The organism is Brevibacterium marinum (genome assembly GCF_011927955.1).
Lineage (GTDB): Bacteria > Actinomycetota > Actinomycetes > Actinomycetales > Brevibacteriaceae > Brevibacterium > Brevibacterium marinum.
On record NZ_JAATJN010000001.1, the window covers coordinates 1,871,865 to 1,895,987 of the forward strand.

Consider the following 24,123-nt stretch of genomic DNA (forward strand, 5'->3'; position numbering starts at 1 on the left):
TACGAGCCCAAGCGCTGTTGTGAGAGCCATATCTGATGTGGCGAAAAGTCAGGCAAAAGAAGTCGGCGGCAACACCGCCGCCATCGTTGAGATGGAGTATCGCAACCGGCTTCTCACGCGCGTTTTTGTTGCCTCTGATCCCAGCTGGGTCCTCAAAGGCGGAACGAGCACCCTCGTGAGGCTCCCTGATGCTCGAGCAACAAAAGACATTGACCTCCTTCGCGAAAGCGGCACGCTCGAGGCTGCGATCGAAGAACTGAAGAAGCTGGCTGCCTTGGATCTGGGTGACTTCTTTCGATTCACCCTGCTCACCAGCGGCCCAATCCTCGAGGGAGAGGGTCAAGGAGCTCGCGAGGGCGCGGTGCTCGTTTTCGATGTCTACTGTGGGCAGAAGAAGCTCAATCGGGTCAGCGTCGACCTCGTCGTCTCTCGTACCCCTCTAACTAGCGCTGTCGAGGTTGGAGAGTCGCCTTTGGCGAAGAAGCTGCCGATGTTGCCGCATAGGCTTTATCGCCTCTACCCCTTGTCAGCCAGATCGCCGAAAAGGCCTGCGCAATGGTCGAAACCCACTTCGCTAATCAGCCTTCGACACGATCGAAAGATCTGGTCGACATCGTCACGTATGCCTCGACCCAACAGCTCGAAAGTTCTACCCTTCGGCAAGCAGTTATTGCCGAAGCCCGACTTCGAGGATTATCGAGCGTCGACTTTGCCGGTCGAGTGCCTGCACGGGACTGGATACGGCAGTATAAGGAGGCAGCCAATCGAATCCCTCACTGTAACCGGCATCCGACCGTCATTGATGCAGTAGAGCTTGTTCGAGACTTCATTGACGAGGCGGTGATGAACCAGAATAACTCCCAGACTTGGAGCCCCCAGGCACTACGCTGGGAGTAAGTATCGCGGACTCGCGGCGGAGCTGACTCAAACGATTCATCAAAGCTATATCACGCAAGCTGATTGCTGCTGAGGCTGATCTGGACCTTGCAGAATGTCCTGGCTCGGAGGGAGGATGCAGTGCGCCAAAACTTGGGTGCCTCCCAGGGGTGCGGGGACGTCCCGTCGATCCTCGGACCGGAACGTCGGTCTTCCCGCTGCTCGATTGGGTGAGATGACCTCGTCTTCGACTACAGCGTGTCGGGAGCACGATCGCACCTCGGCGGGGTCGGGAATAGACTCGGCCCATGAGCACTTCGACCCACGCTGATACCCCGAGCATCGACCGCTCCTCGTCCAGCGCGACTGCCGACATCCACCTTCCCACCCCTGATGATGCTGCGGACATCGCGGACGGTCTCGTCACCTTGCGTCGCAGCCTGCACGAGAACGCCGAGGTCGGGCTCGACTTGCCAGCCACCCAGGAACTCGTCCTCGACGCCCTCGAATGCCTCGACATCGAGGTGACGAAGGGCAACGGACTCTCCTCTGTCGTCGCCGTTCTGCGCGGAGGCCGACGGGCCGAAGATTCGACCGGTGTCGTGCCCGCCGTGCTGCTGCGCGGGGACATGGACGGTCTGCCCGTGCAGGAGGCGACGGGATTCGACTTCGCGGCCACGACCGGCCGGATGCACGCCTGCGGCCACGACCTGCATACGAGCGGGCTGGTCGGCGCCTTGAAACTGCTCCACCGCAACCGGGACGCTCTGCCCGGCGACGTCGTGTTCATGTTCCAACCCGGTGAGGAAGGCTACGACGGAGCCGGGAAGATGATCGACGAGGGCGTCCTCGACGCCGCCGGGCCCCGGGTGAAGGCGGCCTACGGCATCCACGTCTCCGCCGATCAGGAACTCGGCTCCGCCTACAGCCGTCGAGGATCGTACATGGCAGCGTTTTCGAAGATGAGCATCACCGTCCGCGGCAAGGGCACCCACGCTTCGCGCCCCGCGACCGGACTGGACCCGATCCAGGTCGGTGCCATGCTCGTCGGACAGCTCCAGGAATACGTCACCCGACGCTTCGACATCTTCGACCCCCTCGTCATCACCGTCGGCCAGTTCAACGGCGGCACCGCCCCGAACGTCATCCCCGACTTCGCCGAGCTCGTCGTCAGCATCCGCACCTTCTCCGACGAAGTCACGGCGCGTGCGGAAGCCGAGCTGCCGCAACTGGTCGGCGAACTGGTGGCCGCCCACGGCCTTGAAGCAGACATCGACTATGAGCTGGTCCTGCCGCCGACGATCAACGACGACGCCGAGGCGGACTTCTTCCTCGAGACCTTCGCCGATCTCTTCGGCACCGACCGTGCCGTGGCTCGGCCGAATCCGATCCCCGGTTCCGAGGACTTCTCCCGCGTGCTCGAACAGGTCCCCGGTGCCTACGGCCACTTCGGTGTGGCTCTGCCGAACCTGCCTGCCGCCGAGCGCGAGGCCAACCATTCGCCGCGGGCCCGACACAGCGACGAGGGCCTGGCCGACCATGCACTGTTCCTGGCCCACCTGGCGGGTCGGAAGCTCGCCCGTCTGGCTCAGGACTGAGGAGGATCCGATGTCAGTCTTCGCCTATCCCAGCACGGTCGTCCGCGAGGCCGAACGGCCCCTGCTCGAAGCGGGCTTCGACCTCATGGCCCGAGCCTCGTCGGCCCTGGCGAGGTTCTCCGCCGAAGTGCTGCGCGAGAGACGGGGCCAGATCTTCGGCGCCCGCGTGTGCGTGCTCACCGGCCCGGGCAACAATGCCGGGGACGCGCTCTTCGCCGCCGCAGCCCTGAGTCGCCGCGGCGCCCACATCACCGTGATCACCCTCTTCGACCGCACCCACGATGAGGGGCTGGCCGCGGCGCGCCGAGTCGGAGCCGGAGTCATCGACTGCTCGAGCACCGGGACCGCAGGCCACCGCAACACCGAGGCCGTGGACCCGCGCGGCGAGGTTCTGCGTGAACTCCGCCGATCCGACCTCGTCCTCGACGGCATCCTCGGCACCGGTGGCAGGCGCGGGCTGCCGGACCACATCGCCTCACTCGTCCGCGACTGGCGGCATTCGGCCACCACCGGAAGTCACGGCACCTCGTCCGCCTCCGCCGTCATCGCCGTCGACGTCCCCTCCGACCTGTCACCGGAGGAGACGGGGGCTGAGGACCGGATCCACGCCGACCACACCGTGACCTTCGGCGGACTCAAGACCGAGCTCGTCGACCCCCGCGTGCGACCATTCACCGGCACCGTCCACGTCGTCGACATCGGCCTCGGACTCGAGAAGAACCGGGCCACCGCCGAGGTGCTCGACACCGATGACCTCACCGCGGACTTCCCCCGACCCCACCCTGAAGGGCACAAATACTCCCGCGGAGTCGTCGGCATCCTCGCCGGATCCGAGGAGTACCCGGGGGCCGGTGCCCTCACGACCACCTCGGCGGTCAACTGCGGCATCGGAATGGTCCGGTCGCTGGGATCGCCGATGGTCGCGGAGTTCGTCATCGGACTCCACGCCGAGGTCGTCACCGCCACAGGCCGGATGAATGCGGTGGTCATGGGCCCGGGCAACCCCGAAGACGAATACGTGCGCGCCTGCATCGACGACCTGGCCGAGACGACCGTTCCCGTCGTCCTCGACGCCGGGGCCCTCGACATGGTCGGCCGGACCGAATCAGCCAAGGGCACCTGGCTGGCCGACAGACCCGTCGTCCTCACCCCACACGCCGGGGAACTCGCACGACTGCTCAGCCGCCTCCTCGGCGAGATCATCACCGCGAGTCGCATCAACGTCGACCCCATCGGATGGGCGCAGCGGGCCGCGGAACTCAGCGGGTGCATCGTCGTGCTCAAGGGACACCAGACCGTCATCGCCTGCCCCGACGGGTTCAGTGTGCTCCCGGAGGCGGGCCCGCCCAGTCTGGCCACCGCCGGATCCGGAGACGTGCTGGCCGGGATCATCGGGGCCATGGCCGCGGTCGTCGACGCCGAGAACAGGCATTCGACGGCCGAGACCGCGGTGCCGGAGCGCGAATTGGCGCGCGTCGTCGGACTCGGCGTGCTCGTGCACAATGCCGCCGGCCGACACGCCGTCAACGCCGGCGCGCTAGCCGATATCGTCGCCGAGGTGGCGGCCGAGCTCATCCACGGCAATTCCCTCATCGAGTGAGCCGGAACCTGTTCGAAGGAGGCGCGTGGGTGCGCGGTATTCTTATCCAGTGACATCAACCGATTCCACAGGGGCACTGGTGAAGGCCGAGATCGACGTGGCTGCGCTGCGGGCCAACGCCGCGGTTCTGGCCGAACGGCTCGCACCCGCCCGCCTCAAATGCGTCGTCAAGGCTAATGCCTACGGTCACGGCATCGACATCGTCGCCCGCGGGCTCTTCGCCGCCGGCTGGCGTGACTTCTGCGTGGCCACGATCAGTGAGGCGCTGCATCTGCGTGAGAGCCTCGGCGAGGAGGCCACCATCACGGCGTGGCTGTACGGCCCGAGCACCGATCTCGAGGCCGCCCTCGCCGCTCGGATCGAATTGGGGGTCTCCACCGTCGACAGCATCGACCGGATCCGAGACGCCGCCCGAAGCACGAACACCGTTGCCCGCGTCCACCTCAAGGTCGACACCGGTCTCGGCCGCAACGGGCTGGCACCGGCGGACTGGGCCACAGCGCTCGAGAAGCTGCGGGTTCTGGGCAGCGATACCGAATCGGCCGCCGACGCCGAACCGGCCGTCGACGTCGAACCGGCCGTCGAACCGGCCGTCGAACCGGCCGTCGAACCGAGCCTCGAAATCGTCGGGCTGATGAGCCACTACGCCGTCGCAGACGAACCCGAACGTGTCGAGACGTCCCAGCAGACGCAGGTCTTCGACTCCGCCCACCGGGAGCTGACAGCGGTGCTCGACGGTGCTCAGGGCCGCCTCGGCGAATCGGAGCGACTCGAGGTCCACATCGCGAACTCACCGGCCGCGCTCACGCTCTCACCGCTTCCCGGCACCTCCGCCAGGGTCGGACTTTCGCTCTACGGGCTTTCCCCATTGGAGGACAAGGACGCGCATGATCTGGGGCTGGTGCCGGTGATGCGGCTGGTCTCCCACGTGGTCAATCTCAAGGACATCCCCAGCGGCCACGGTGCCTCCTACGGGCTGACATTCACGGCCCGGACCGACACGCGTTTCGCCCTGGTCCCCGGCGGCTATGGGGACGGGATCGCCCGGACGGCATCGAACCGGGCCGAGGTCAGCATCCGCGGCACCCGGTACCCCGTCGTCGGGCGCATCGCGATGGATCAGATGATCGTCGAGGTCGGAGCGGGCGAGGTCGCCATCGGCGATGAGGTCGTCATCTTCGGCCCCGACGGTCCCAGTGCGGCCGAATGGGGCGCCTGGGCCGACACGATCAACTATGAGATCGTCACCCGGATCAGCGACCGCGTCGACCGGGTCGAGGTGTCGAAGTGAAGATTCGGCTGGAGACATTGGCCCAGATGAGGACCTTCGCCGAGGTGCTCGCTGGGTACCTGCGGGCGGGTGATCTCCTCATCCTCAGCGGCAACCTCGGCGCGGGCAAGACGACGTTCACGCAGTCCCTGGGCAAGGCGTTGGGCGTACTCGGGCGGATCACCTCACCCACATTCGTCATCGCACGCGAACATCCGTCATCGACCGAGGGCCCGACGCTGGTCCATGTCGACGCCTATCGACTCTCCGATGCCGACGAGCTCGGCGACCTCGACCTCGACTCGGAGCTCGACGAGTCGATCACCGTCGTCGAATGGGGCGCGGGGCTGGCCGAGCAGCTCAGCTCCGACTACCTTGGCCTGACGATCACGCCGTGCTTCGACGTCGGCGATGCGGACGGCGAGGAGGTCGTTGACGACGAGGTTGATGACGAGCGGCGGACCGTCGAACTGCACGCACACGGCAGCACCTGGCAGGATCGGCTGCAGCAGGTGGGCGCGGCAATGCGAACAGTGGCCGCTGCGCAACCAGAGGAGGAAGAAGACAGCCCGTGATCGTTCTCAGCATTGACACGTCCCAAGCGGCATCGGTGGCGCTGGTCGACACCGAATCCGCGACCGTTCTGGCCGCCGAGCAAGCCGATGACCAGCGCAGACATGTGGAGTTCTGCGGACCCGCCTTGGCTCGGGTGCTGTCGAATCAGGTACGGCCGGACCTCGTCGTCACAGGAATCGGACCCGGCCCGTTCACCGGACTGCGGGTCGGCATCGCTGCCGGCATCGCGGTCGGGCAGGCAAGAGGGATTCCGGTCAAGGGCCTCCTGTCACAGGCCGCGCTCGCCGAGGAGCTGCGGCGGACCGACACCCCCACAGAAGGCCCCGTGCTCATCGCCGCCGACGCTCGACGCAGGGAAGTCTATTTCAGCGTCTACGAGGGCTCGGAGGCGAGGCTGACGGCCGGTCCCTTCGTGGCCAAGCCGGCCGAGGTCGCGGACGTCCTCGAAGCCCATGGTCAGACAAAGATCTCCGAGCGACTCGGCCGCGGGTTCGTCCTCTACCCGGACGTTCTGGGGTCCTCCGGCCGTGCGGAGATCGTCGATCCGCGTGCCGAATTCCTCGCCTTCGCGGCGGCCGGGGAGATCGCGTCTGGACGCGAACTGGGCGAACCGGTCCCGGAATACCTGCGCGAACCCGACGCCAGATCCGCTCCGGTGCGTGAGAGCACGCTGAGATGAGCGAGGATTCGGTGCGAGGGCTGACGACCATCGGCAGGCTCCCGTGGTGGGACCTCGCCGAAGTCGCTGACCACGACGCCCACATCTTCGGCCGCACGGCTTGGACCCTGAATTACTACTGGGCGGTCAAAGCCCAGCCCGGGACGTCCATGTTCGCGGCGCGGACGGCGGGCTCGGACCTCGCCGGGTGGATCGTCATGTTCGCCGCGGGCTCGGAATCGGACGTGATGACCATCGCCACCACCGAGGTGGGCCGGGGCCAGGGCATCGGGCGTCGTCTTCTCGAGGCCGGAGTCGACTGGGCGGCGAGTCGGGGAGCCGCGGCCGTCCACCTCGAGGTCGATGAACACAACTCCTCGGCCCTGGGCCTTTACCGGTCTTTCGGATTCGACGAGTGGGGGAGACGGCCGGGCTATTACCCGGGCGCCGACGCGATCCTCATGCGCTTCCGCCCGCCGGCTGACTAGCTCGATCCGAGATTCAGGCTCGGGCCTCGGCTGCCAGGCGCACGCCGAGGGCGATCATCACAGCAGCGCTGGTGCGATCGAGCCAGATCTTGACCCGTTCACGGGTGAGAATGCCGCGAGCACGCGTAGCGAGGAGAACGATTGCCGCGTGCCACACGGTACCGACGGTGAGGGCGATGGCGACGAGCAGCACTCCCCATCCTGCGGCCGTGGGGCTGGCGGGAAGGAACTGGGGCAGGATGCTGATGTAGAAGACCCCGACCTTCGGGTTGAGGAGATTGCTCGTCATTCCGCTGCGTACCGCGCTGGCCGTACTTGGCGAGGGCAGATCCTCGGGCTCGGTCGTGGTCGACCGGTTGCGGGGCAGGGACTTCCAGATCGCCGAGGCGCCCAGCCAGACGAGGTAGCAGGCTCCCGCGATCCGGACGACGTCGTAGGCGAGGGTCGATGCGGCCAGCAGAGCGGTGAGGCCGATGAGGCTGGCAACGGCCCAGACGGCGTGGCCGAGTTCGACTCCGATGACTGCCGCGAAGCCCGAACGTCGACCGTTGAGAAGCGTCGACCGGAGGACGATCATGAGATCGATCCCGGGCGTGGCCGCTCCGATCACGGCCACAAGTGCCCATGCCAACAGCTGCTCGGTGCCCATAGTCGTCTCTCGGATTGCTCTACGGTGATGCGGAGGGTGCAGAACCACTGTACACCGCCATTTCACACTGTGCCCCGCGCGTCTGCGACGGCGTCCTGTCGACGGCCGCCGTCGGACTGTTCGAGGGCGTCGACCGGGTGTGAGACCTGCCTCCGTCGGCCTATCAGGGTGCCCCCGTCGGATTAGGAGATCGGTGCGCTGCGACGTTCTGACAAAGTGGTCAGCTCTGCGAGCAGATCACCGTTGAGCGTGAACGCGGTCATCGTCTCGTCGATGACGAGCTGTTCGGCCCCGTCGGTGCCGGCGATCTCATCGAGGCGACGTCGATAGGCATCCTTGTACGGTTTCGTCTTGCCCAATGCGCTGAAGTCCCACATGCTCAGCGCGTGAGGCGGCAGCGAATAGTGCCGTCCCATCAGGGCGCCTATCGCCTGCCCTCCGGACAGGTCGCCGAGGTAGCGGGTGTAGTGATGGGCGATGACCTGTTCCGGCCGCTCAAGCCGATCGAGGCGGTCCGCATACGCACGGGCGGCGCGGGTCACCGGCAGATCGTCGTCGGCGAGTCCGTGCACAGCGGAACTTGTAAGTTCTCGCAGGTCGCTGCGGATCCGTTCGTGACGCTGCAGGTGGGCGTCGTGGAACGGTGCGAAGACAGGATCGTCCGAGAAGTCGCGGGACTTCTGTTCGAGGGACTCATAGATGACCTCGTACTGGGTGAGCAGGAGGGCATAGGCGTGAGCATCGAGCCGGCCTTCCATGAGGTCGACCATGAAGTCAGTGTGTTCGACCTCGTCGTGGATCGTGGCTGTGTCGGACTTGAGGCGAGCGGAGAATGGTTCAGTCATGATGTTTCCTCAATGAGAGATCGATGATCCGGTTGTCGCTGGTTGGGGCAACTACAGAGCTGATTTTCACCTTAGTATAGCCTGCCCTAATCCAATCCCGGTCGCTTCACGTGCCCGTGCCGAAGGGTAGGCTGGAGCCATGAAACGAGTGCAATTGGCTGATACGAATCTGATGGTCCATCCGCTGCAGTTGGGTGGCAATCCCTTCGGCTGGGGCGCAGATCGGGATCAGAGCTTCGCAGTCCTCGACGCCTACGCAGCGGCGGGCGGAAATTTCATCGACACGGCGGACGCCTATTCCGCGTGGGTCGATGGCAACTCGGGTGGTGAGTCGGAGACGATCATCGGCGAATGGATGAAGTCCCGCGGCAACCGCGATGACATGGTCATCGCGACCAAGGTCGGATCGCACCCCAAGCACAGGGGACTCGATCCGGCCAATATCCGCGAATGCGTCGATGATTCCCTGCGTCGCCTCGGAACGGACCACGTCGACGTCTACTATGCCCACACCGACGACGAAGACGTCGATCAGGTGGCGGTGGCGGAGACCTTCGACGCTCTGGTCCGCTCCGGAAAGGTCAGCTACCTCGGCGCCTCCAACTTCACCTTGGACCGTCTGCAGTCGGCGATGAATATCAGCGCCCAGTATTCGCTGGCCTGCTATCGCGTCGTCCAGGACCGGTACAACCTCGTCTCCCGTGATGCGGTCGACTCGCAGAAGCAGGCTTATCTGCGAGGCCAGGGAATCGCCGAGCTGCCGTTCCACTCCCTGGCCTCGGGATTCCTCACGGGCAAGCACACCGGGGGAGACAGCACGGGCAGCGTACGAGGCGCCAGGGTCGCCGACTTCCTCGAGGACCAAGAGGCACTCAGGGTGCTCGAGATCCTCGACGACGTGGCCTCGGAGCACAATGCGACGATGACGGCCACCGCACTGGCCTGGCAGCTGTCACACGATTTCATCCCCTCGACGATCGCCTCGGCGCGGGTGCCCGAACAGCTGACGGAACTGCTCGCCGGAACCGAACTGCAGCTGACCGATGACGAGATCACGGCGCTCAACGAGGCCGGGAGGCAAGCATGACGACCACAAGCCCACGGCTGGTCAACTGGGAGAACGGCACCGATCTGGTCATCGAGCTGCCGTTGGCGGTGGACGTGTCGGCCGTCTGGTCGAAACTCACCGACCGGGAAGCCGCCGGATCCTGGTTCGCACCCTTCACCATCGAGGACCGGAGTAGGACCGACTCCACCGATCAGAGCGGAACGGACGGCGAGGGAAGCGGGGCAGACGGTGATGGACAAAGCGGGGCCGACGTCGATGGCCGCAGCGGAGCGGACGGCGAGCCCGGCGAAACGATCAGGTTCGACCTCGGCGAGACCACGCTCGATGGCCAGGTCCTCAGCTGGGAGCCCGATGACCATGTTCTCGTCGAGCTCGACGACTTCGGTGTGCTGGGGGTCCAGCTGCTGGAGATCCCGCTCACTGACGGGGACGCGACGCTGCTCATCTTCACCCAATCCGCCGCCGATGTCGAGAGTGCGCGTCTCAAGGCTGCCGACTTCGGGCCGATGTGGGATACTCACATGCGTCTGTTCGCCCGGACGCTGGGGCTCGAGGTCGTCGAAGCCGATGAGGCGGAGCTGCTCGCGATCTATGCGGACCTCGAGCTCGAGGACAGCGCGACCGGCGGAGCGGATGAGGACGGCGAGACCCGCGATGTCGACGAGGACGACGCATGAGCGAACCCCTGGTGTTGGGCATCGAATCCTCGTGCGACGAGACCGGAGTCGGGATCGTTCGCGGCCGGACGCTGCTGACCAACACGATCTCCTCGTCGATGGATGAACATGTGCGCTTCGGCGGTGTGGTCCCCGAGGTCGCCTCACGTGCACACGTCCAGGCGATCGGGCCGGCGATCGCCGCCGCCTGCGATCAGGCGCACGTCGCTCTGAGCGACCTCGACGCGGTCTCCGTCACCGCGGGCCCGGGTCTCAGCGGTGCGCTGATGGTCGGAGTCGGGGCGGCCAAGGGACTCGCGGCGGCACTCAACGTACCGCTCTACGGGGTCAACCACCTCGCCGCGCACGTGGCCGTGGACCTCGTCGCCGAGGACGTCGACGGGCTGACCACACCGACCATCGCACTCCTCGTGTCCGGCGGACACACCGAGATTCTGCGCATCGGCGACGTCGTCGACGACATCGAACTCATCGGCGCCACGATCGACGATGCCGCGGGCGAAGCCTTCGACAAGACCGCGCGCCTGCTGGGGCTGAACTATCCGGGAGGGCCGAACATCTCCAAGGCCGCGCTCGGGCAGCTCGACGGCAGCGGAGTCCCCGGTGATCGCACCGCTGTGAGGTTCCCGCGCGGTCTGGCGAAGAAGCAGGACCTGCGTGACCCCGAACGCCGATTCAACTTCTCATTCTCGGGACTCAAGACCGCCGCGCTGCGGGAAGTCACGAAGGCCGAGACCCTGGGCACCGACCTGCGGGTCGCCGACATCGCCGCTGGATTCGAGGATGCCGTCGTCGACGTCCTCGCGACCAAGACGCTGCTGGCTGCGGCCGACACCGGAATCAGCCACGTCGTCCTCGGTGGGGGAGTCGCTGCGAACTCGCACCTGCGCGAGGTGCTCGGAGCCAGATGCGCCGAGGCGGGTGTGACTCTGCGCGTCCCGCCACTGAGCCTGTGCACGGACAACGGAGCCATGGTCGCAGCCCTCGGGTCCGAACTCGTCCGCCGCGGAATCGGGCCGAGCGAGCTGTCATTTGCCGCAGTCTCTTCATTGGATGTCGACCATGTCCTCGTATGATCCCAACGCCGGAGACCGAATCTCTCGCACTCAGAACGGCGCCTCACGCGACGCAAGCGCAGGTGACATGAACTCCCACGGGCCCAACTCCGGGGATGTGCCTGACTTCCTCCCGCCTCGGCGATCAGGTGATGGGTGGACGGTCGGATCCGACGGGCAGCGGCACTGGGGGCTCAACGGTGCCGCGGGGCTGATGCTGGTCGACCCCGAACAGGGTGTCCTCATGCAGCATCGCGCCCTGTGGTCGGTCGAGGGCGGAACCTGGGGGTTCCCCGGCGGCGCCCGTGACCTGGGCGAATCCGCCATCGATGCGGCGATCCGCGAATCCTGGGAAGAAGCAGGTGTGCCCGATGCCGAGGGCGAAGGCATCGAAATCCTCGACACCTACGTGCTTGACCTCGACGCGTGGACCTACACGACGGTCATCGCTCGCACCCTGCGCCATTTCGAACCGATCATCAACGACCCGGAGAGCATCGAGCTCGCGTGGGTGCCCCTCGAGAAGCTCACTGACTACGAACTGCATTCCGGCGTGGCCTCATCGCTGCCCCTCCTCCTAGAGCTCCTCCGCCCGCACATGTGAGGAGCCGCCGGAGGCCGCAGGAGTCAGGGCCAGCGGCTTTGGCTGCAAGACTCCAGGGGTCAGGCATCTCCGGCTCCAAGGTCCAGCCTCAGTCTCAGCCTCAGCCGCAGTCTCAGTCTCAGCCTCAGGACCAAGGGTCTGCCTCATGCACCAGACTGCTTTGTACCAGGGGCGAGGGGCGCCCTGCCCACTGACTCCCTGCCCACCCACACCCGTGCGTTGCCGAGACCACTGTGCTGTGCCGAAACCACTGTGCACGCGCCGTTGGGTCGACGCGGCACCGTTGTCTCGGCGAGGCAGGGTCAGTGAGGCAGGGACGGCCAGGGAAGTGCTTCAGATGTAGGAGGTGCGCAGGTCGCTGATCAGGGAGCGGGTCACCTCGGTGAGCGAATCACTGGTCTTGAACACGTTCTGCAGACGCTGGTAGGGAACTCCGCGGTCGATGATCGAGGTGATGGAGTTGAGCTCATCGGCACAGCCCAGACGTTCGGCGATCGGGGTGAGACGGGCGATCTCGTCGGTCAGGCACTCGGTGACGAGCCGCTCGTCGGCCTCGGCGTCTTCGATGATGATCGCGTCCATCCCGTAGCGGGCGGCACGCCATTTGTTCTCGTCGTGGAACCAGTCGGGCATCGTCGGCAGCGTCTCTCCGGCATCGAGGCGGGCGGAGAGGTCGTCGACGAGGCACTGGACGAGCGCCGTGATCGCAGTGATCTCTTCGAGCGTGGGCAGCCCGTCACACACCCTGACCTCGACGGTTCCCCAGTTCGGGGCAGGACGGATGTCCCAGCGGATCTCATTGATGTTGTCGATGATGCCCGTGGTGAGCATGTCACCCACGTACTTCTCGTAGTCCACCCACTGCTCGAACTGGAACGGCAGTCCTGCCGTCGGCAGCTGCTGGAACATCATCGCCCTGTTCGAAGCGTAGCCGGTGTCCGTCCCACCCCAGAACGGCGACGATGCGCTCAGAGCCTGCAGGTGCGGAACATAGGCCAGCAGGGCATTGACGATCGGCAGAACCTTGTCGCGGGAGTCGATGCCCACATGGACGTGCACGCCGAAGATGAGCATGTTCCGCCCCCACCACTGGGTGCGGTCGACGAGTTCGAGGTAGCGGTCCTTGGCACGGACCTCCTGCGACTGCCACTGCGCGAAGGGGTGGGTCCCGGCGGACATGAGTTCGATTCCGCGATCCTCGGTGAGCCGACGCAGGGCCCCCATGGATGCGGCCAGGTCATCGGCGACCCCGGATACCGTCGAATGGACACCGGTGACGAGTTCGATCGTGTTTGTGAGCATCTCGCCCACGATCTGCTTCTCGAACTCGGGTGCACGTTCGGCAACATCGGTCAGCAGAACCTCTGCCGCGGGAGTCAGATCGAGACTGCCACCGTCCAACAGTGCCAGTTCCCATTCGACTCCGAGCGTGGAGCGGGGTGAGCGTGCGAAATCGACCATGGACCGATCATAGTATTGCGTGCCCGCATTTCCGGTCGACGGCCGATCGATGTGCGTCACATTCGGCCCGCATCCCGCTGGCGCTCAGAGAACCCGATCATAGAGACATTCACGCGATCCGTTCATCACCGTCGCTCAGGCGGTCTGCTTCAGGCGGTCTGCTCTGCACCGTCGCTCAGGCGTGCGCCGGACGTCGAGTCGAAGAGGTGGATGCGTGAGGCCTCGGGGGCCACCCGCACGGTGTCACCTCTGGCCACCCGCGTCCGCCCGTTGACCCGGGCGACTATCGACTCATCGCCGGCTGCCATTCCCGCCCGGCCGTGCACGTACGCATCGGCGCCGAGCTCCTCGACGAGGTCCACGCTCACCTCCAGGCCGCTGCTCGACTCGAGCCGGAAGTCCTCGGGACGGATCCCCGCCGTCACCCGAGTCCCGGTGAGCTCGGAGCGCTGGGCATCACTGAGTCGGATCTCGGACTCGCCGATCCGCACCGTTCCGTTCTCCACGGGCAGATCGATGAGATTCATCGCCGGCGAGCCCATGAACCCGGCGACGAAGAGATTGGCCGGACGGTCGTAGAGGGCCCGAGGTGTATCCACCTGCTGCAGCCGTCCGTCGGCGAGGACGGCGACTCGGTCGCCCATCGTCATCGCCTCGACCTGATCGTGGGTGACATAGACCGTGGTGACGCCGAGGCGGCGGGTGAGTGAGGCGATCTGTGCACGGGTCTGCACCCTCAGTTTGGCATCGAGGTTGGACAGCGGTTCGTCCATGAGGAACACCTGGGGTGAGCGGACGATGGCCCGGCCCATGGCCACACGCTGCCGCTGTCCGCCCGAGAGGGCCTTCGGCCTCCGATCGAGATAGGGCTCGAGGTCGAGCAGCTGTGCCGCCTCGCGAACTCGCTCGTGCCTCTGTGCCTTGGCCACACCGGCGATCTTGAGTGCGAAGGCCATGTTCTCGCCGACGGTCATATGCGGGTAGAGGGCGTAGTTCTGGAACACCATGGCGATGTCGCGTTCGCGGGGTGAGAGCCCGGTGACATCGTCGTCGCCGATTCTGATGTGCCCGCCGTCGACGGGTTCGAGGCCGGCGAGCATGCGCAGAGTCGTGGACTTGCCACACCCGGATGGTCCGACGAGGACGAGGAACTCGCCATCGGCGATGTCGAGACTGATTTCGTTGACGGAGGGAGTCAGCGCCTGCGGGTATTGGCGCATTGCCTTGTCGAAAGTGACGGTTGCCATGGTGAATCTCAACCTTTCAGGGGTGCGTCGGCACCCGACGATCCGCGGTGATCATTGTCGGAGTCCTCGTGGGCAGGAGCGGTGTGGTCGGCAGCGAGGCCGGTGTGGGCGAATGAGCGGTACTGGCCGCGCACCCGTGATGGTCGCGGGTGCAGGGTCGCGACCAACTCGACCTGCCACCTCGGTGAGGTCCCGGTCAGCGTCCACGCCGCCTGTCGGGCGGCTCCGATGGCCACGTACTCGGCCTGTTCGGGGACGTCGATGGGGACGGTGAAGATGTCCCTGGCCACCTCGCGCACCGCAGGGTTGCGGGCCGCCCCACCGATGAGCAGGAGCCGTGAGATGGTCACCCCTTGACGCAGCACCGCATCGAGGCCGTCGGCCAGTCCGCACAGCATGCCCTCGACGAATGCCCGAGCGACGTTCTCCGGCGAGGAGTTCGCCAGCGTCATGCCCTCCAGCCTGGCCGTGGCATCCGGCAGATTGGGGGTGCGCTCGCCCTCGAAATAGGGCACGAGGGTGAGTCCGTTCGCCCCGGGGGTCGATGCCAATGCCAGAGCTGCGACGTCGCTGTGATTGGTGCGCAGCAGCCCCGCCGCGGAGTCGAGGACCCGAGCGGCATTGAGGGTCGCGACGAGGGGCAGGCGCCCACCGTCGGCCGATGCGAATCCGGCGACCATGCCGGAGGCATCGCTGATCTCCAGCGTGGTCGGGCTGAAGACCGTGCCCGAGGTGCCGATCGAGATGACGACATCGCCCGAGGCGGCTCCCAGTCCCAGTGCGGCCGCCGCGTTGTCTCCCGCACCCGGGCCGACGAGGATGCCCTCGGGCGTGGACCCGGCACTTTCGTGCGGGCCCAGGACTCGGGGCAGGAGGACGGCTGCGCCGTCGAACTCAGGTTCGCCCGCATCTGCGCCCGGGGCATCGGAGGCTTTTCGGATCGCGGTCGTACCGGAGGTGTCTTGGCTCGCGCCGCCGCATGCTTCCCGAGCGGCGGCGCCGAACGCCGCCTGGAAGAGCTCATGATCGTAGCGTCCGGTGGCCGCCGAGAAGTACGCTGTGCCGCTGGCATCGGAGGCATCGGTGACGAGCGCCTCGAGGTCGGCCCCTCGCGGCGCGCCCGAACTGCTCGGCCCGTAGCCCAGCAGCCGCCAGGTCAGCCAGTCGTGGGGCAGCGCCACCGCCGCCACTCGGGAGGCGTTGTTCGGTTCGTGGTCGCGCAGCCACCGCAGTTTGGCGGCGGTGAAGGAGGCGACCGGGACGATGCCGGTGCGCTCGACGAATTCGTCCGCACCGATCTCGGCGATGAGTCTTCGCGCTGCCGCGTCGCTGCGCAGATCGTTCCACAGCAGCGCATCCCGGATGACCTGCCCCCGGTCGTCGAGGGCGATGAGACCGTGTTGCTGACCGCTGATGCTCACGGCGGCCACGTCTGCGAATCCGCCCGCATCCACGATCGCCTGCTGCAGCGCCGACCACCACGCCTCGGGGTCGACCTCGGTCCCGGCAGGGTGAGGGGCGCAGCCGTCGCGCAGGATCTCTCCCGTGGCCGGCTCGGCGATGACGACCTTGCAACTCTGCGTCGAGGAGTCTACGCCGGCAACCAATGAGCGTTCGATCCTCATCGCGACTCCTCGGCCCGCGCTTCAACCTGCGCTTCAACCTGCGCCTCGGTCTGCGCTTCGGCCCTCGAGCCGTCGAGGATCTCGAGGGCCAACGATGTGTCGACGATCGCAACATCGAGGATCCCTCCCGCACAGGCTGCGCGAACGGCCTCCGCTCGCGGGGCCCCGCGAGCCACACCGACGGTCGTCGCGGCGTTGCGCAGCTGCTCGAGAGTGACGGCGATGACGCGGTCGTCGATGGTGTCGACCTCGTCTCCGGCGGCGTCGAAGAGGCGACCGGAGGCCTCGGCCACCGCTCCGTCGGCCACCCCTGCCCGGCGCTGTTCGGGGCTGCACTTCTCCCACACCGAGGATTGGCCCTCCGCCCAGGCGGCGACCGAGACGACCGCGAGATCGAGATCGTCTGCGGCTTCCAGCGCACTCGAGATCTCGGGCAGGGCGCTGAGGTCAGCGGCGGTGTCGGCCTCGGTCACCAGCAGGGGCGCGGGCAGACGAACCATGGTCACCGCTGCGTCCTGTCCCAGACGGGCGAAGATCCCGGTGCTCGGGCGCCGCGGACCCAACTGGAGGGCACCGGCGAGCTGGACGACCGTGCAACGGGGGAGTGCAGGGGCGAATTCCGCTGCGGCATCCAGCGTCCGTGACCAGGCGAGTCCGATGCGCATCCCCGCCCGGGCGGAGCGATCGACGTAGGAGAGTGCGGCGCGCCCCATGCGCCGGGACTCATCGGCGTCCTCCTCGAGATCGACGACGACCGCCGAGCTCAGACCCAGTCTCTGGGCGAGACGTGCGGCCAGGCCGTCCTCGTCGGCGGACTCGGCCTCGATCGAGATGGTCACGACCCCGTGGTCAACGGCTTCCTGCAGCAGTCGGGCGACTTGGAAGCGGCTGAGCCCGTGCGCTTTGCCGATCTCCACCTTCGATCTGCTCAGGACGTAGTGCTCTCTGGCCAGCTGAGCCAGGAACCGGCGGTGTCTGGCGGTGGGCGCTGTGCTCATGGCTCTCCTTTCGGGATCGACGACGGACAAGCTCGGCGCTCATGTGTGAGCTATTGCACATCTGATTAAATCATGACACAGTATTGCACATGTGAGCACGAATGCTCATATGATATTTCGTCAAGCACACCCGACGGCGGGCAGCAATCCCGCAATGACGAGGGAAGGCAACCACGATGAAGCAGAAGATCACCGGCCGGGCTGTCACAGCGGCGGCCATCGGAGTGGTCGGAGCACTCACACTCGCAGGGTGTGGTGGCGCCGGGGGCAGCTCCAGCGGCGGGGGCAATGAAGAGGTCAATGTCCTCATGGTCAACAATCCGCAGATGCAGGACCTGCAGAAGCTCACAGCAGATCACTTCACGAAGGAGACCGGCATCACGGTCAACTACACGGTGCTGCCGGAGAACGAGGTCCGCGCCAAGATCGGTCAGGAGTTCTCGGCTCAGGCCGGCAACTACGATGTCGCGTCGATGTCGAACTATGAGGTGCCGACCTACGCCGAGAACGGATGGCTGACCCCGATGGACGAGGGAGTCGCCGATGCCGAAGGCTTCAACCAGGACGACATCCTCGAACCGATGGCCGAATCCATGACCTATGACGATCACATCTACGGCGAGCCGTTCTACGGGGAAGGCTCGTTCCTCATGTACCGGAAGGACATCTTCGACAAGGCGGGCGTGTCGATGCCGGAGAATCCGACGTGGGACGAAGTCGCCGACCTGGCGGCGAAGGTCGACGGTGCCGAGAAGGGGACCAAGGGCATCTGCCTGCGCGGGCTGCCCGGTTGGGGCGAGATGTTCGCGCCACTGACCACCGTGGTCAACACCTTCGGCGGCACCTGGTTCGACGAGAACTGGGACGCCCAGGTCGGCGCGAAGGAATTCAAAGAGGCCACGAACTTCTATGTCGACCTGATCAAGGAACACGGCGAATCGGGAGCCCCACAGGCCGGCTACACCGAGTGCCTGACCAACCTTCAGCAGGGCAACGTGGCGATGTGGTACGACTCGACCGCGGCGACGGGGACCCTCGAAGCCGATGACTCACCGGTCAAGGACAAGATCGGCTACGTCGCCGCTCCGGTGAAGGAGACGAAGTCGAGTTCGTGGCTCTACACCTGGGCATGGGGCATTCAGGACGCCGGCAAGAACCAGGATGCCGCGAAGCAGTTCGTCGCCTGGGCCTCCTCACAGGACTACGAGGAGACCGTTGCCGAGGAGCTGGGGTGGCAGCACGTGCCTGCGGGCAAGCGTGCCTCGACCTATGAGAACCCGGAGTACCAGAAGGCGGCGGAGCCCTTCTACCAGCAGACCGAGGATGCCATCAACTCGGCCGATCCGAAGAACCCCGGTGTGCAGCCGCGCCCGACCCTCGGCGTGCAGTTCGTGACCATCCCCGAGTTCGCATCTCTGGCGACGGGAATCTCCGAGGACATCAGCTCGGCGATTGCCGGACGCACCGCGGTGGACAAGGCCCTCGAGAAGGGTCAGAAGGAAGCGGAGAAGGTCGGAGACAAGTACAAGAAGTGAACGAGGCGGCCCGGGCTGCTGCGCCCGGGCACCAGGCCCCCACCGCCATCCACCACCGGAGGTTGTCCCTTGTCAGCACCAGCGCAAGATCGCCGCACCTCGGCGACGAGTGTGCCCACATCACCGAGGCCGACTGCGCCGAACGTCCGCCGGCGGTGGTCCCGACGCGCCCCGATGCTGCCGGCACTGATCTTCGTCATCCTCGTCACGCAGATCCCGTTCGCGATCACGATCGTCATCTCGTTCATGAAGTGGAACGCCGCCTACCCCGATGACATCAGCTTCGGGACTCTGCAGAACTATGTCACCGTCTTCACGGATTCGGACCTGCTGCGGGCCGTGTTCGTGACCGTCGGCCTCACCGTCTCGGTCGTGCTGATCTCGGCCGTGCTGGGTCTGCTCATCGCGCTGCTCCTCGACCGGAAGTTCATCGGACGCGGACTGGTGCGCACACTGATGATCACTCCGTTCCTCATCGTCCCGGTGGCCGCGGCGCTGCTGTTCAAACATGCCATCTTCAACCCCTCCTACGGGCTGGTCAACGGCCTGCTCACCACCGTCTTCGGTGAGGCCGCACCGCAGCCGGACCTGATGAGCACGGCTCCACTGGTGGGCATCGGGATTGTGCTCGTGTGGCAGTGGACGCCATTCATGATGCTCATCATGCTGGCGGGCCTGCAGTCACGTCCCATGGACGTCTACGAGGCCGCACTGGTCGACGGTGCCGGAGCCGGACAGACCTTCCGCTTCATCACGCTGCCGCACCTGCGCCGCTACATCGAGCTCGCGGCCCTGCTGGGCACGATCTACATCGTGCAGAACTTCGACACCGTCTTCACGATGACCTCCGGCGGGCTCGGGACCGCGAACCTGCCCTACGTCATCTACCAGGAGTTCTTCGTGGCCCAGGACTACGGAGTCGCCTCCGCGGTCGGCGTCATCGTCGTCATCGCCTCGCTCATCGTCGCGACCTTCGCGCTGCGGACCGCATCCACCCTGCTCAAGGAGGAGCACTCATGAGCGCCCCAGACATCACGGAGCCGACAGACTCGACCGGGATCGGTCCGCCGACGAATACACCCAGACAGAAGGCGAGGGCGCCGAGGCGGCCCGGCCAGAGCAGAGTCGGAAAGATCCTGCTCGGCCTCCTCGCCTGGCTGGTCGGTCTCATCTTCGTGTCCCCGCTGCTGTGGATGCTCCTGACCAGCCTGCATGCGGAGACCGACGCCTCGACGAATCCGCCGAGCTTCTTCGCGGAGCTGACTCTTGAGTCCTTTGCGAGCTTCTTCGGCGGCGGCAGCGGCGCGAGCCCCTGGCCCTTCCTCATCAATTCGGCCGTCGCCGCGATCGTCTCCACGCTCATCGTGTTGGTGCTGTCGACCATGGCCGCGTATGCGCTGGCGATCCGCCGGATCAAACGCTGGTCGGACGTGCTGTTCTTCCTGCTCTCGACGAAGATGCTGCCGATGGTCGCCGGGCTGCTGCCCGTCTACCTGGTCGCGCAGGCCTTCGGGATCCTCGACACGTGGCTTCTGCTCATCATCATCTACTCGGCGATGAACATGCCCATCGCCGTGTGGATGATGCGATCGTTCCTCGCCGAGGTGCCGATCGAGGTGCTCGAGGCCGCCGAGCTCGACGGCGCCCGGCTGCCCCGCGTGTTCATGAAGATCCTGCTGCCGCTGACCGCGCCCGGCCTGGCGGCCACGGCGCTCATCTGCTTCATCTTCTCGTGGAACGAGCTGCTGTTCGCCAATGTGCTGACCTCGACCGCGGCTTCGACGGCGCCGGTGTTCCTGACCAGCTTCGTCACCTCCCAAGGACTGTTCCTGTCCCAGGTCTGTGCGGCTTCACTGATCATCTCGGTGCCCGTGCTCGTCGCCGGCATCGCCGCCCAGGACAAACTCGTCCAGGGTCTGTCGATGGGCGCGGTGAAATGATGCCCGATCCACTCACACCACCGTCAGGGGAGAGATCATGACGAATTCCACGGACGCCTCGTACGGCGAGGATGCCCCGCACGGCGAGGATGGCCCGTACGGCAAGCACGATCTGCTGCCCCTGAACGAGGCGAACCTGAGCCGGATCGCCGATCGCGGGGTCGCCGTCCCCGGCTACGACCGGCACACGGTGACGCCGGGGATCGTGCACTTCGGCGTCGGAGGCTTTCACCGTGCCCACATGGCCATGGTCATGGACGATCTCCTGAGCACGGGAGTCGCGGGGGACTGGGGAATCGTGGGTGCCGGCGTTCTGCCGCACGACGTGGGTATGCGAGACGCTCTGGCCGGACAAGACCATCTGTACTCGCTGACCCTCAAGCACCCCGACGGCACACGCGAACGGCGGGTGGTCGGCTCGATCATCGACTACCGCTACGGACCCGACGACCCGCAGGGGCTGATCAACCTCCTCGGCGATCCGAGGATCCGGATCGTGTCACTGACCGTGACCGAAGGCGGGTACAACGTCAATCCGGTGACCGGGGACTTCATCTCCGATGATGCGGCGATCGTCGCTGACGTGGCCGCACTGGCAGCGGGGAGCCTGCCGAGCACGGTCTTCGGCTATGTCGTCGCGGCTCTGCGCAGGCGTCGCGCGGCGTCGACGGCGCCGTTCACCGTGCAGTCGTGTGACAACATCTCGGAGAACGGCACTGTTGCGAAGCGGATGTTCGGTGCCTTCGCCCGCCTCGTCGACCCGGAACTCGCGGGATGGATCGAAGAGAACGTGTCCTTCCCGAATGCGATGGTCGATCGCATCACTCCGGCCACCGCCGATGAGGATCGGGTCGAGCTGCACCGGGAGACGGGGCTCGAGGACGCGTGGCCCGTGGTCGCCGAGCCCTTCTTCCAATGGGTGCTCGAAGACAGCTTCGCCTCGGGCAGGCCCCCGTATGAACAAGCAGGTGTGCAGGTCGTCGACGATGTCAGACCCTATGAGCACATGAAGCTGCGCCTGCTCAATTCCGGACATCAGGGGCTGGCGTACTTCGGGCTGCTGGCCGGATACACCTTCGCCCATGAAGCCATGGGCAATCCCGACATCGCCTCCTACCTGCGCAGGTACATGGACGAGGAGGGCACGCCCAGCCTCGAGCCGCTGCCGGGCATCGACCTCGACGGGTACAAGGATTCACTCATCGAGCGCTTCAGCAATCCCGAGATCCGCGACACCTTGGCCCGCCTCGGCGCGGAATCCTCGGACCGCATCCCCAAATGGCTCGTCCCCGTCATCGTCGACAACCTGCGATCGGGGGCACCCGTCGAAGTGGCCGCGGCGATCTGCGCCTCCTGGGCCCGCTATGCCGAGGGCACCGATGAGCAGGGAGGAGCATTCACCATCGTCGACCGCAGCGCCGATCAGCTGCGCGCAATCGCCGGATCGCAGGCGCAGGACCCTCTGGCGTTCGTCCGCCAGGACCGGTTCTTCGGCACGCTGGCAGACGACGCCGACTTCACCGACCCCTATCTCGCAGCGCTTGCCTCACTGCACGAGCGCGGAGCCGCAGAGACCGCTCGGAGACTCGCCGCCCACGAGGAGCTCTGAAACAGCGTGGAGCTGCGACGCGAGGTGGAGCTGCGACGCGAGGTGGAACAGTGAGGCACCACCGATTCATCTCCGACGATTAGCATGGTGGCATGCGACCCAGACTTGGCATCATCGCTGCGACCGCCGCGCTCGCCCTGACCGGCTGCTCCGGCGGATCGGGCGACCCGCAGCCGGAGACGACCCGAGGAGCCGGCACCGCTTCGGCATCCGCACAGAAGGCCGAGAGCGGCCCCGATGGCTTTGCGGACGAGGCGAAGGACATCGTCGACTCGTTCTCCGACGACGAGCTCGCGGGGTCGCTCATCATCGGCACTTGGTCGGGCGCCGACACACAGACCGGGGTGAACCTGGTCGAGGACAACCACCTCGGCGGGGTCATCGTCATGGCCGACAATCTGCCCGAGAACCCGACGCCGGACGAGGTGGAGGGCGTCACGAAGGCGATCGACGGTGCTCGGTCCGAGCGGCAGCCGGTGTCGATCGGCGTCGATCAGGAGGGCGGCCCGGTGTCGCGCCTGAGCACCGCGGCGCTGCCGTTCCCGCCGCTCATGGCGCTGTCGGCCGCTCATGATCCCGAACTCACGCAGGTCGCGACGAAGGTGCAGGGACAGAATCTGGCCGAACTGGGCTTCACGATCGACTTCGCTCCCGTCGCCGACGTCACGACGGGGGAGAAGGACGTGACGATCAACGTGCGCTCGGCCGGCGACGATCATCAGGAAGCCGCCGAGGTGGTCGCCCAGGCCGCGACCGGGTATCAGCTGGGCGGTGTCGCCGGGTCCGCGAAGCACTTCCCGGGCCACGGGCGCCTCCACGACGATTCGCACACAACCCTGCCGGTGTCGCAGAAGAGCATCAGGGAACTCGAGGACACGGACCTGCTGCCGTTCAAATCTGCCGTCCAGGCCGGAATCCCGATGGTCATGATGGGCCACATCGGTCTGCCCGAGGCGGAGACGACTCCTGCGACGCTGAATGGCAAGGCCTATGAGGCGCTGCGGGACACGCTCGACTTCGACGGCGTCATCATCACCGATGCTCTGAACATGGAGGCCGTCGACCAGAGCCAGGATGGGGGAGAGACGGTCAAGGCGCTCGCCGCCGGCGCCGACCTCGCACTCATGCCGCCGGACTCTGCCGCCGCACAGCGGGCGGTGGTCGCGGCGATGGACAGCGGTGAGCTGGAGAGGCCCGATCTGGAGGAGAAGGCACAGCGCGTGGTCGCGATGCAGCTGGCCACGGCCCAGAAGCAGAAGACGATGGGCAGCGCGGGCGATTCCGAGGACCCGCAGGAGGTTCTCACCGATGTCGCGGAGAAGTCGCTGACCGTGCTGAAGGGCCAGTGCTCGTACAAGGGCACCGATTCGATCTCCATCGTCGGCGGCAGCGAGAAGGAGAAGTCAGAGCTGACCAAGGCCGCGAAGGACGCCGGACTCGAAGTCGGCTCCGGTGGCACGAGCGTGAGCTTGAGTCCGGACACCTCCGCCGAGGTGGCCGTGGGCACAGCTGCACCGTGGACGATGCGCGATACCCCGGCGAAGGCGGCCGTGACCGCCTACGACAGCAACCCGGATGCGCTGAAGGCAGTTGCGAAGTGGCTCAAGGGCGATCTCAGCGCCTCGGGTGACCTGCCCGTCGAATACGACGGCAGCGACAAGGCTCCCGACTGCAGCTGACACAGTCCCGTCTGCAGCCGACACAGAAAACCCCTCTCCCAGCTGGGACCAACGAGCTGGAAGA

Annotated in this window: 22 protein-coding genes and 1 pseudogene; 17 read left to right on the plus strand and 6 right to left on the minus strand. The window is 66.1% G+C overall.

Annotated elements, in window-relative coordinates:
* Positions 1–91: 91 nt before the first annotated feature.
* From BKA07_RS19915 to BKA07_RS08225, 8 genes and pseudogenes are all read left to right on the plus strand, one after another.
* Positions 92–466: pseudogene (locus BKA07_RS19915) on the plus strand (nucleotidyl transferase AbiEii/AbiGii toxin family protein); the annotation flags it as partial.
* 89 nt (positions 467–555) lie between these two features.
* Positions 556–897, plus strand: a complete 342-nt coding sequence (locus BKA07_RS19920) for a hypothetical protein (RefSeq protein ID WP_425339351.1) — start codon at positions 556–558, stop codon at positions 895–897.
* 287 nt (positions 898–1,184) lie between these two features.
* A complete protein-coding gene (locus BKA07_RS08200) occupies positions 1,185–2,474 on the plus strand; it encodes a M20 metallopeptidase family protein (RefSeq protein WP_245161889.1) in 1,290 nt (429 codons plus the stop codon).
* A 10-nt stretch (positions 2,475–2,484) separates the two neighbouring features.
* Entirely contained in the window at positions 2,485–4,074 is a 1,590-nt protein-coding gene (locus BKA07_RS08205; protein WP_167950472.1) for an NAD(P)H-hydrate dehydratase, read from the plus strand.
* A gap of 49 nt (positions 4,075–4,123) precedes the next feature.
* Entirely contained in the window at positions 4,124–5,365 is a 1,242-nt protein-coding gene (gene alr, locus BKA07_RS08210; RefSeq protein ID WP_167950473.1) for an alanine racemase, read from the plus strand.
* Positions 5,362–5,919: a tRNA (adenosine(37)-N6)-threonylcarbamoyltransferase complex ATPase subunit type 1 TsaE gene (tsaE, locus tag BKA07_RS08215; protein WP_342449016.1), complete on the plus strand. Its 558-nt coding sequence runs from the start codon at positions 5,362–5,364 to the stop codon at positions 5,917–5,919. The genes alr and tsaE overlap by 4 nt, the downstream gene beginning before the upstream one ends.
* Entirely contained in the window at positions 5,916–6,599 is a 684-nt protein-coding gene (tsaB, locus tag BKA07_RS08220; protein WP_167950474.1) for a tRNA (adenosine(37)-N6)-threonylcarbamoyltransferase complex dimerization subunit type 1 TsaB, read from the plus strand. Before tsaE ends, tsaB begins: the two co-directional genes overlap by 4 nt.
* The gene (locus BKA07_RS08225) at positions 6,596–7,066 is read left to right on the plus strand and encodes a GNAT family N-acetyltransferase (protein WP_167950475.1); all 471 of its coding nucleotides are present in this window, start codon (positions 6,596–6,598) and stop codon (positions 7,064–7,066) included. Before tsaB ends, BKA07_RS08225 begins: the two co-directional genes overlap by 4 nt.
* Before the next feature lie 13 nt (positions 7,067–7,079).
* Here the strand turns inward: BKA07_RS08225 and BKA07_RS08230 are convergent, their stop codons facing one another.
* Positions 7,080–7,715: a LysE family translocator gene (locus tag BKA07_RS08230; RefSeq protein ID WP_167950476.1), complete on the minus strand. Its 636-nt coding sequence runs from the start codon at positions 7,713–7,715 to the stop codon at positions 7,080–7,082.
* A gap of 182 nt (positions 7,716–7,897) precedes the next feature.
* Entirely contained in the window at positions 7,898–8,560 is a 663-nt protein-coding gene (locus BKA07_RS08235) for a biliverdin-producing heme oxygenase (protein WP_167950477.1), read from the minus strand.
* A 139-nt stretch (positions 8,561–8,699) separates the two neighbouring features.
* On the opposite strand from BKA07_RS08235, the gene BKA07_RS08240 reads away from it, so the two are divergent.
* The 4 genes from BKA07_RS08240 to BKA07_RS08255 are packed head-to-tail and all read left to right on the plus strand — an operon-like array spanning position 8,700 to position 11,965.
* The gene (locus BKA07_RS08240; protein ID WP_167950478.1) at positions 8,700–9,647 is read left to right on the plus strand and encodes an aldo/keto reductase; all 948 of its coding nucleotides are present in this window, start codon (positions 8,700–8,702) and stop codon (positions 9,645–9,647) included.
* Positions 9,644–10,306, plus strand: a complete 663-nt coding sequence (locus BKA07_RS08245) for an SRPBCC family protein (RefSeq protein ID WP_167950479.1) — start codon at positions 9,644–9,646, stop codon at positions 10,304–10,306. Before BKA07_RS08240 ends, BKA07_RS08245 begins: the two co-directional genes overlap by 4 nt.
* Positions 10,303–11,382 carry a tRNA (adenosine(37)-N6)-threonylcarbamoyltransferase complex transferase subunit TsaD gene (tsaD, locus tag BKA07_RS08250; RefSeq protein ID WP_167950480.1) on the plus strand — a complete coding sequence of 360 codons (1,080 nt, stop codon included), beginning with the start codon at positions 10,303–10,305 and terminating at the stop codon, positions 11,380–11,382. Before BKA07_RS08245 ends, tsaD begins: the two co-directional genes overlap by 4 nt.
* A complete protein-coding gene (locus tag BKA07_RS08255; protein WP_167950481.1) occupies positions 11,369–11,965 on the plus strand; it encodes an NUDIX domain-containing protein in 597 nt (198 codons plus the stop codon). The genes tsaD and BKA07_RS08255 overlap by 14 nt, the downstream gene beginning before the upstream one ends.
* Positions 11,966–12,298: 333 nt before the next feature.
* Here BKA07_RS08255 and BKA07_RS08260 read toward each other — a convergent pair whose 3' ends face one another.
* The 4 genes from BKA07_RS08260 to BKA07_RS08275 form a co-directional block, all read right to left on the minus strand.
* Entirely contained in the window at positions 12,299–13,426 is a 1,128-nt protein-coding gene (locus tag BKA07_RS08260; RefSeq protein WP_167950482.1) for a glutamate--cysteine ligase, read from the minus strand.
* A gap of 149 nt (positions 13,427–13,575) precedes the next feature.
* On the minus strand, positions 13,576–14,673 hold the full coding sequence (locus BKA07_RS08265) for an ABC transporter ATP-binding protein (RefSeq protein WP_167950483.1): 1,098 nt from the start codon (positions 14,671–14,673) through the stop codon (positions 13,576–13,578).
* 8 nt (positions 14,674–14,681) lie between these two features.
* Entirely contained in the window at positions 14,682–16,298 is a 1,617-nt protein-coding gene (locus BKA07_RS08270) for a xylulokinase (protein WP_167950484.1), read from the minus strand.
* Complete coding sequence (locus tag BKA07_RS08275) at positions 16,295–17,296, minus strand: sugar-binding transcriptional regulator (protein ID WP_167950485.1); 1,002 nt, start codon at positions 17,294–17,296, stop codon at positions 16,295–16,297. The genes BKA07_RS08270 and BKA07_RS08275 overlap by 4 nt, the downstream gene beginning before the upstream one ends.
* A gap of 176 nt (positions 17,297–17,472) precedes the next feature.
* Here BKA07_RS08275 and BKA07_RS08280 point away from each other — a divergent pair, with 176 nt between their 5' ends.
* The 5 genes from BKA07_RS08280 to BKA07_RS08300 all read left to right on the plus strand — a co-directional run bounded on the left by BKA07_RS08280 (position 17,473) and on the right by BKA07_RS08300 (position 24,059).
* On the plus strand, positions 17,473–18,831 hold the full coding sequence (locus BKA07_RS08280; protein ID WP_167950486.1) for an ABC transporter substrate-binding protein: 1,359 nt from the start codon (positions 17,473–17,475) through the stop codon (positions 18,829–18,831).
* A 174-nt stretch (positions 18,832–19,005) separates the two neighbouring features.
* Entirely contained in the window at positions 19,006–19,851 is an 846-nt protein-coding gene (locus BKA07_RS08285; RefSeq protein ID WP_167953017.1) for a carbohydrate ABC transporter permease, read from the plus strand.
* The gene (locus BKA07_RS08290; RefSeq protein WP_209043910.1) at positions 19,848–20,771 is read left to right on the plus strand and encodes a carbohydrate ABC transporter permease; all 924 of its coding nucleotides are present in this window, start codon (positions 19,848–19,850) and stop codon (positions 20,769–20,771) included. The genes BKA07_RS08285 and BKA07_RS08290 overlap by 4 nt, the downstream gene beginning before the upstream one ends.
* 37 nt (positions 20,772–20,808) lie before the next feature.
* Positions 20,809–22,380 carry a mannitol dehydrogenase family protein gene (locus tag BKA07_RS08295; RefSeq protein ID WP_167950487.1) on the plus strand — a complete coding sequence of 524 codons (1,572 nt, stop codon included), beginning with the start codon at positions 20,809–20,811 and terminating at the stop codon, positions 22,378–22,380.
* Between the two features lie 92 nt (positions 22,381–22,472).
* Positions 22,473–24,059, plus strand: a complete 1,587-nt coding sequence (locus BKA07_RS08300) for a glycoside hydrolase family 3 N-terminal domain-containing protein (protein WP_167950488.1) — start codon at positions 22,473–22,475, stop codon at positions 24,057–24,059.
* Positions 24,060–24,123: the final 64 nt, after the last annotated feature.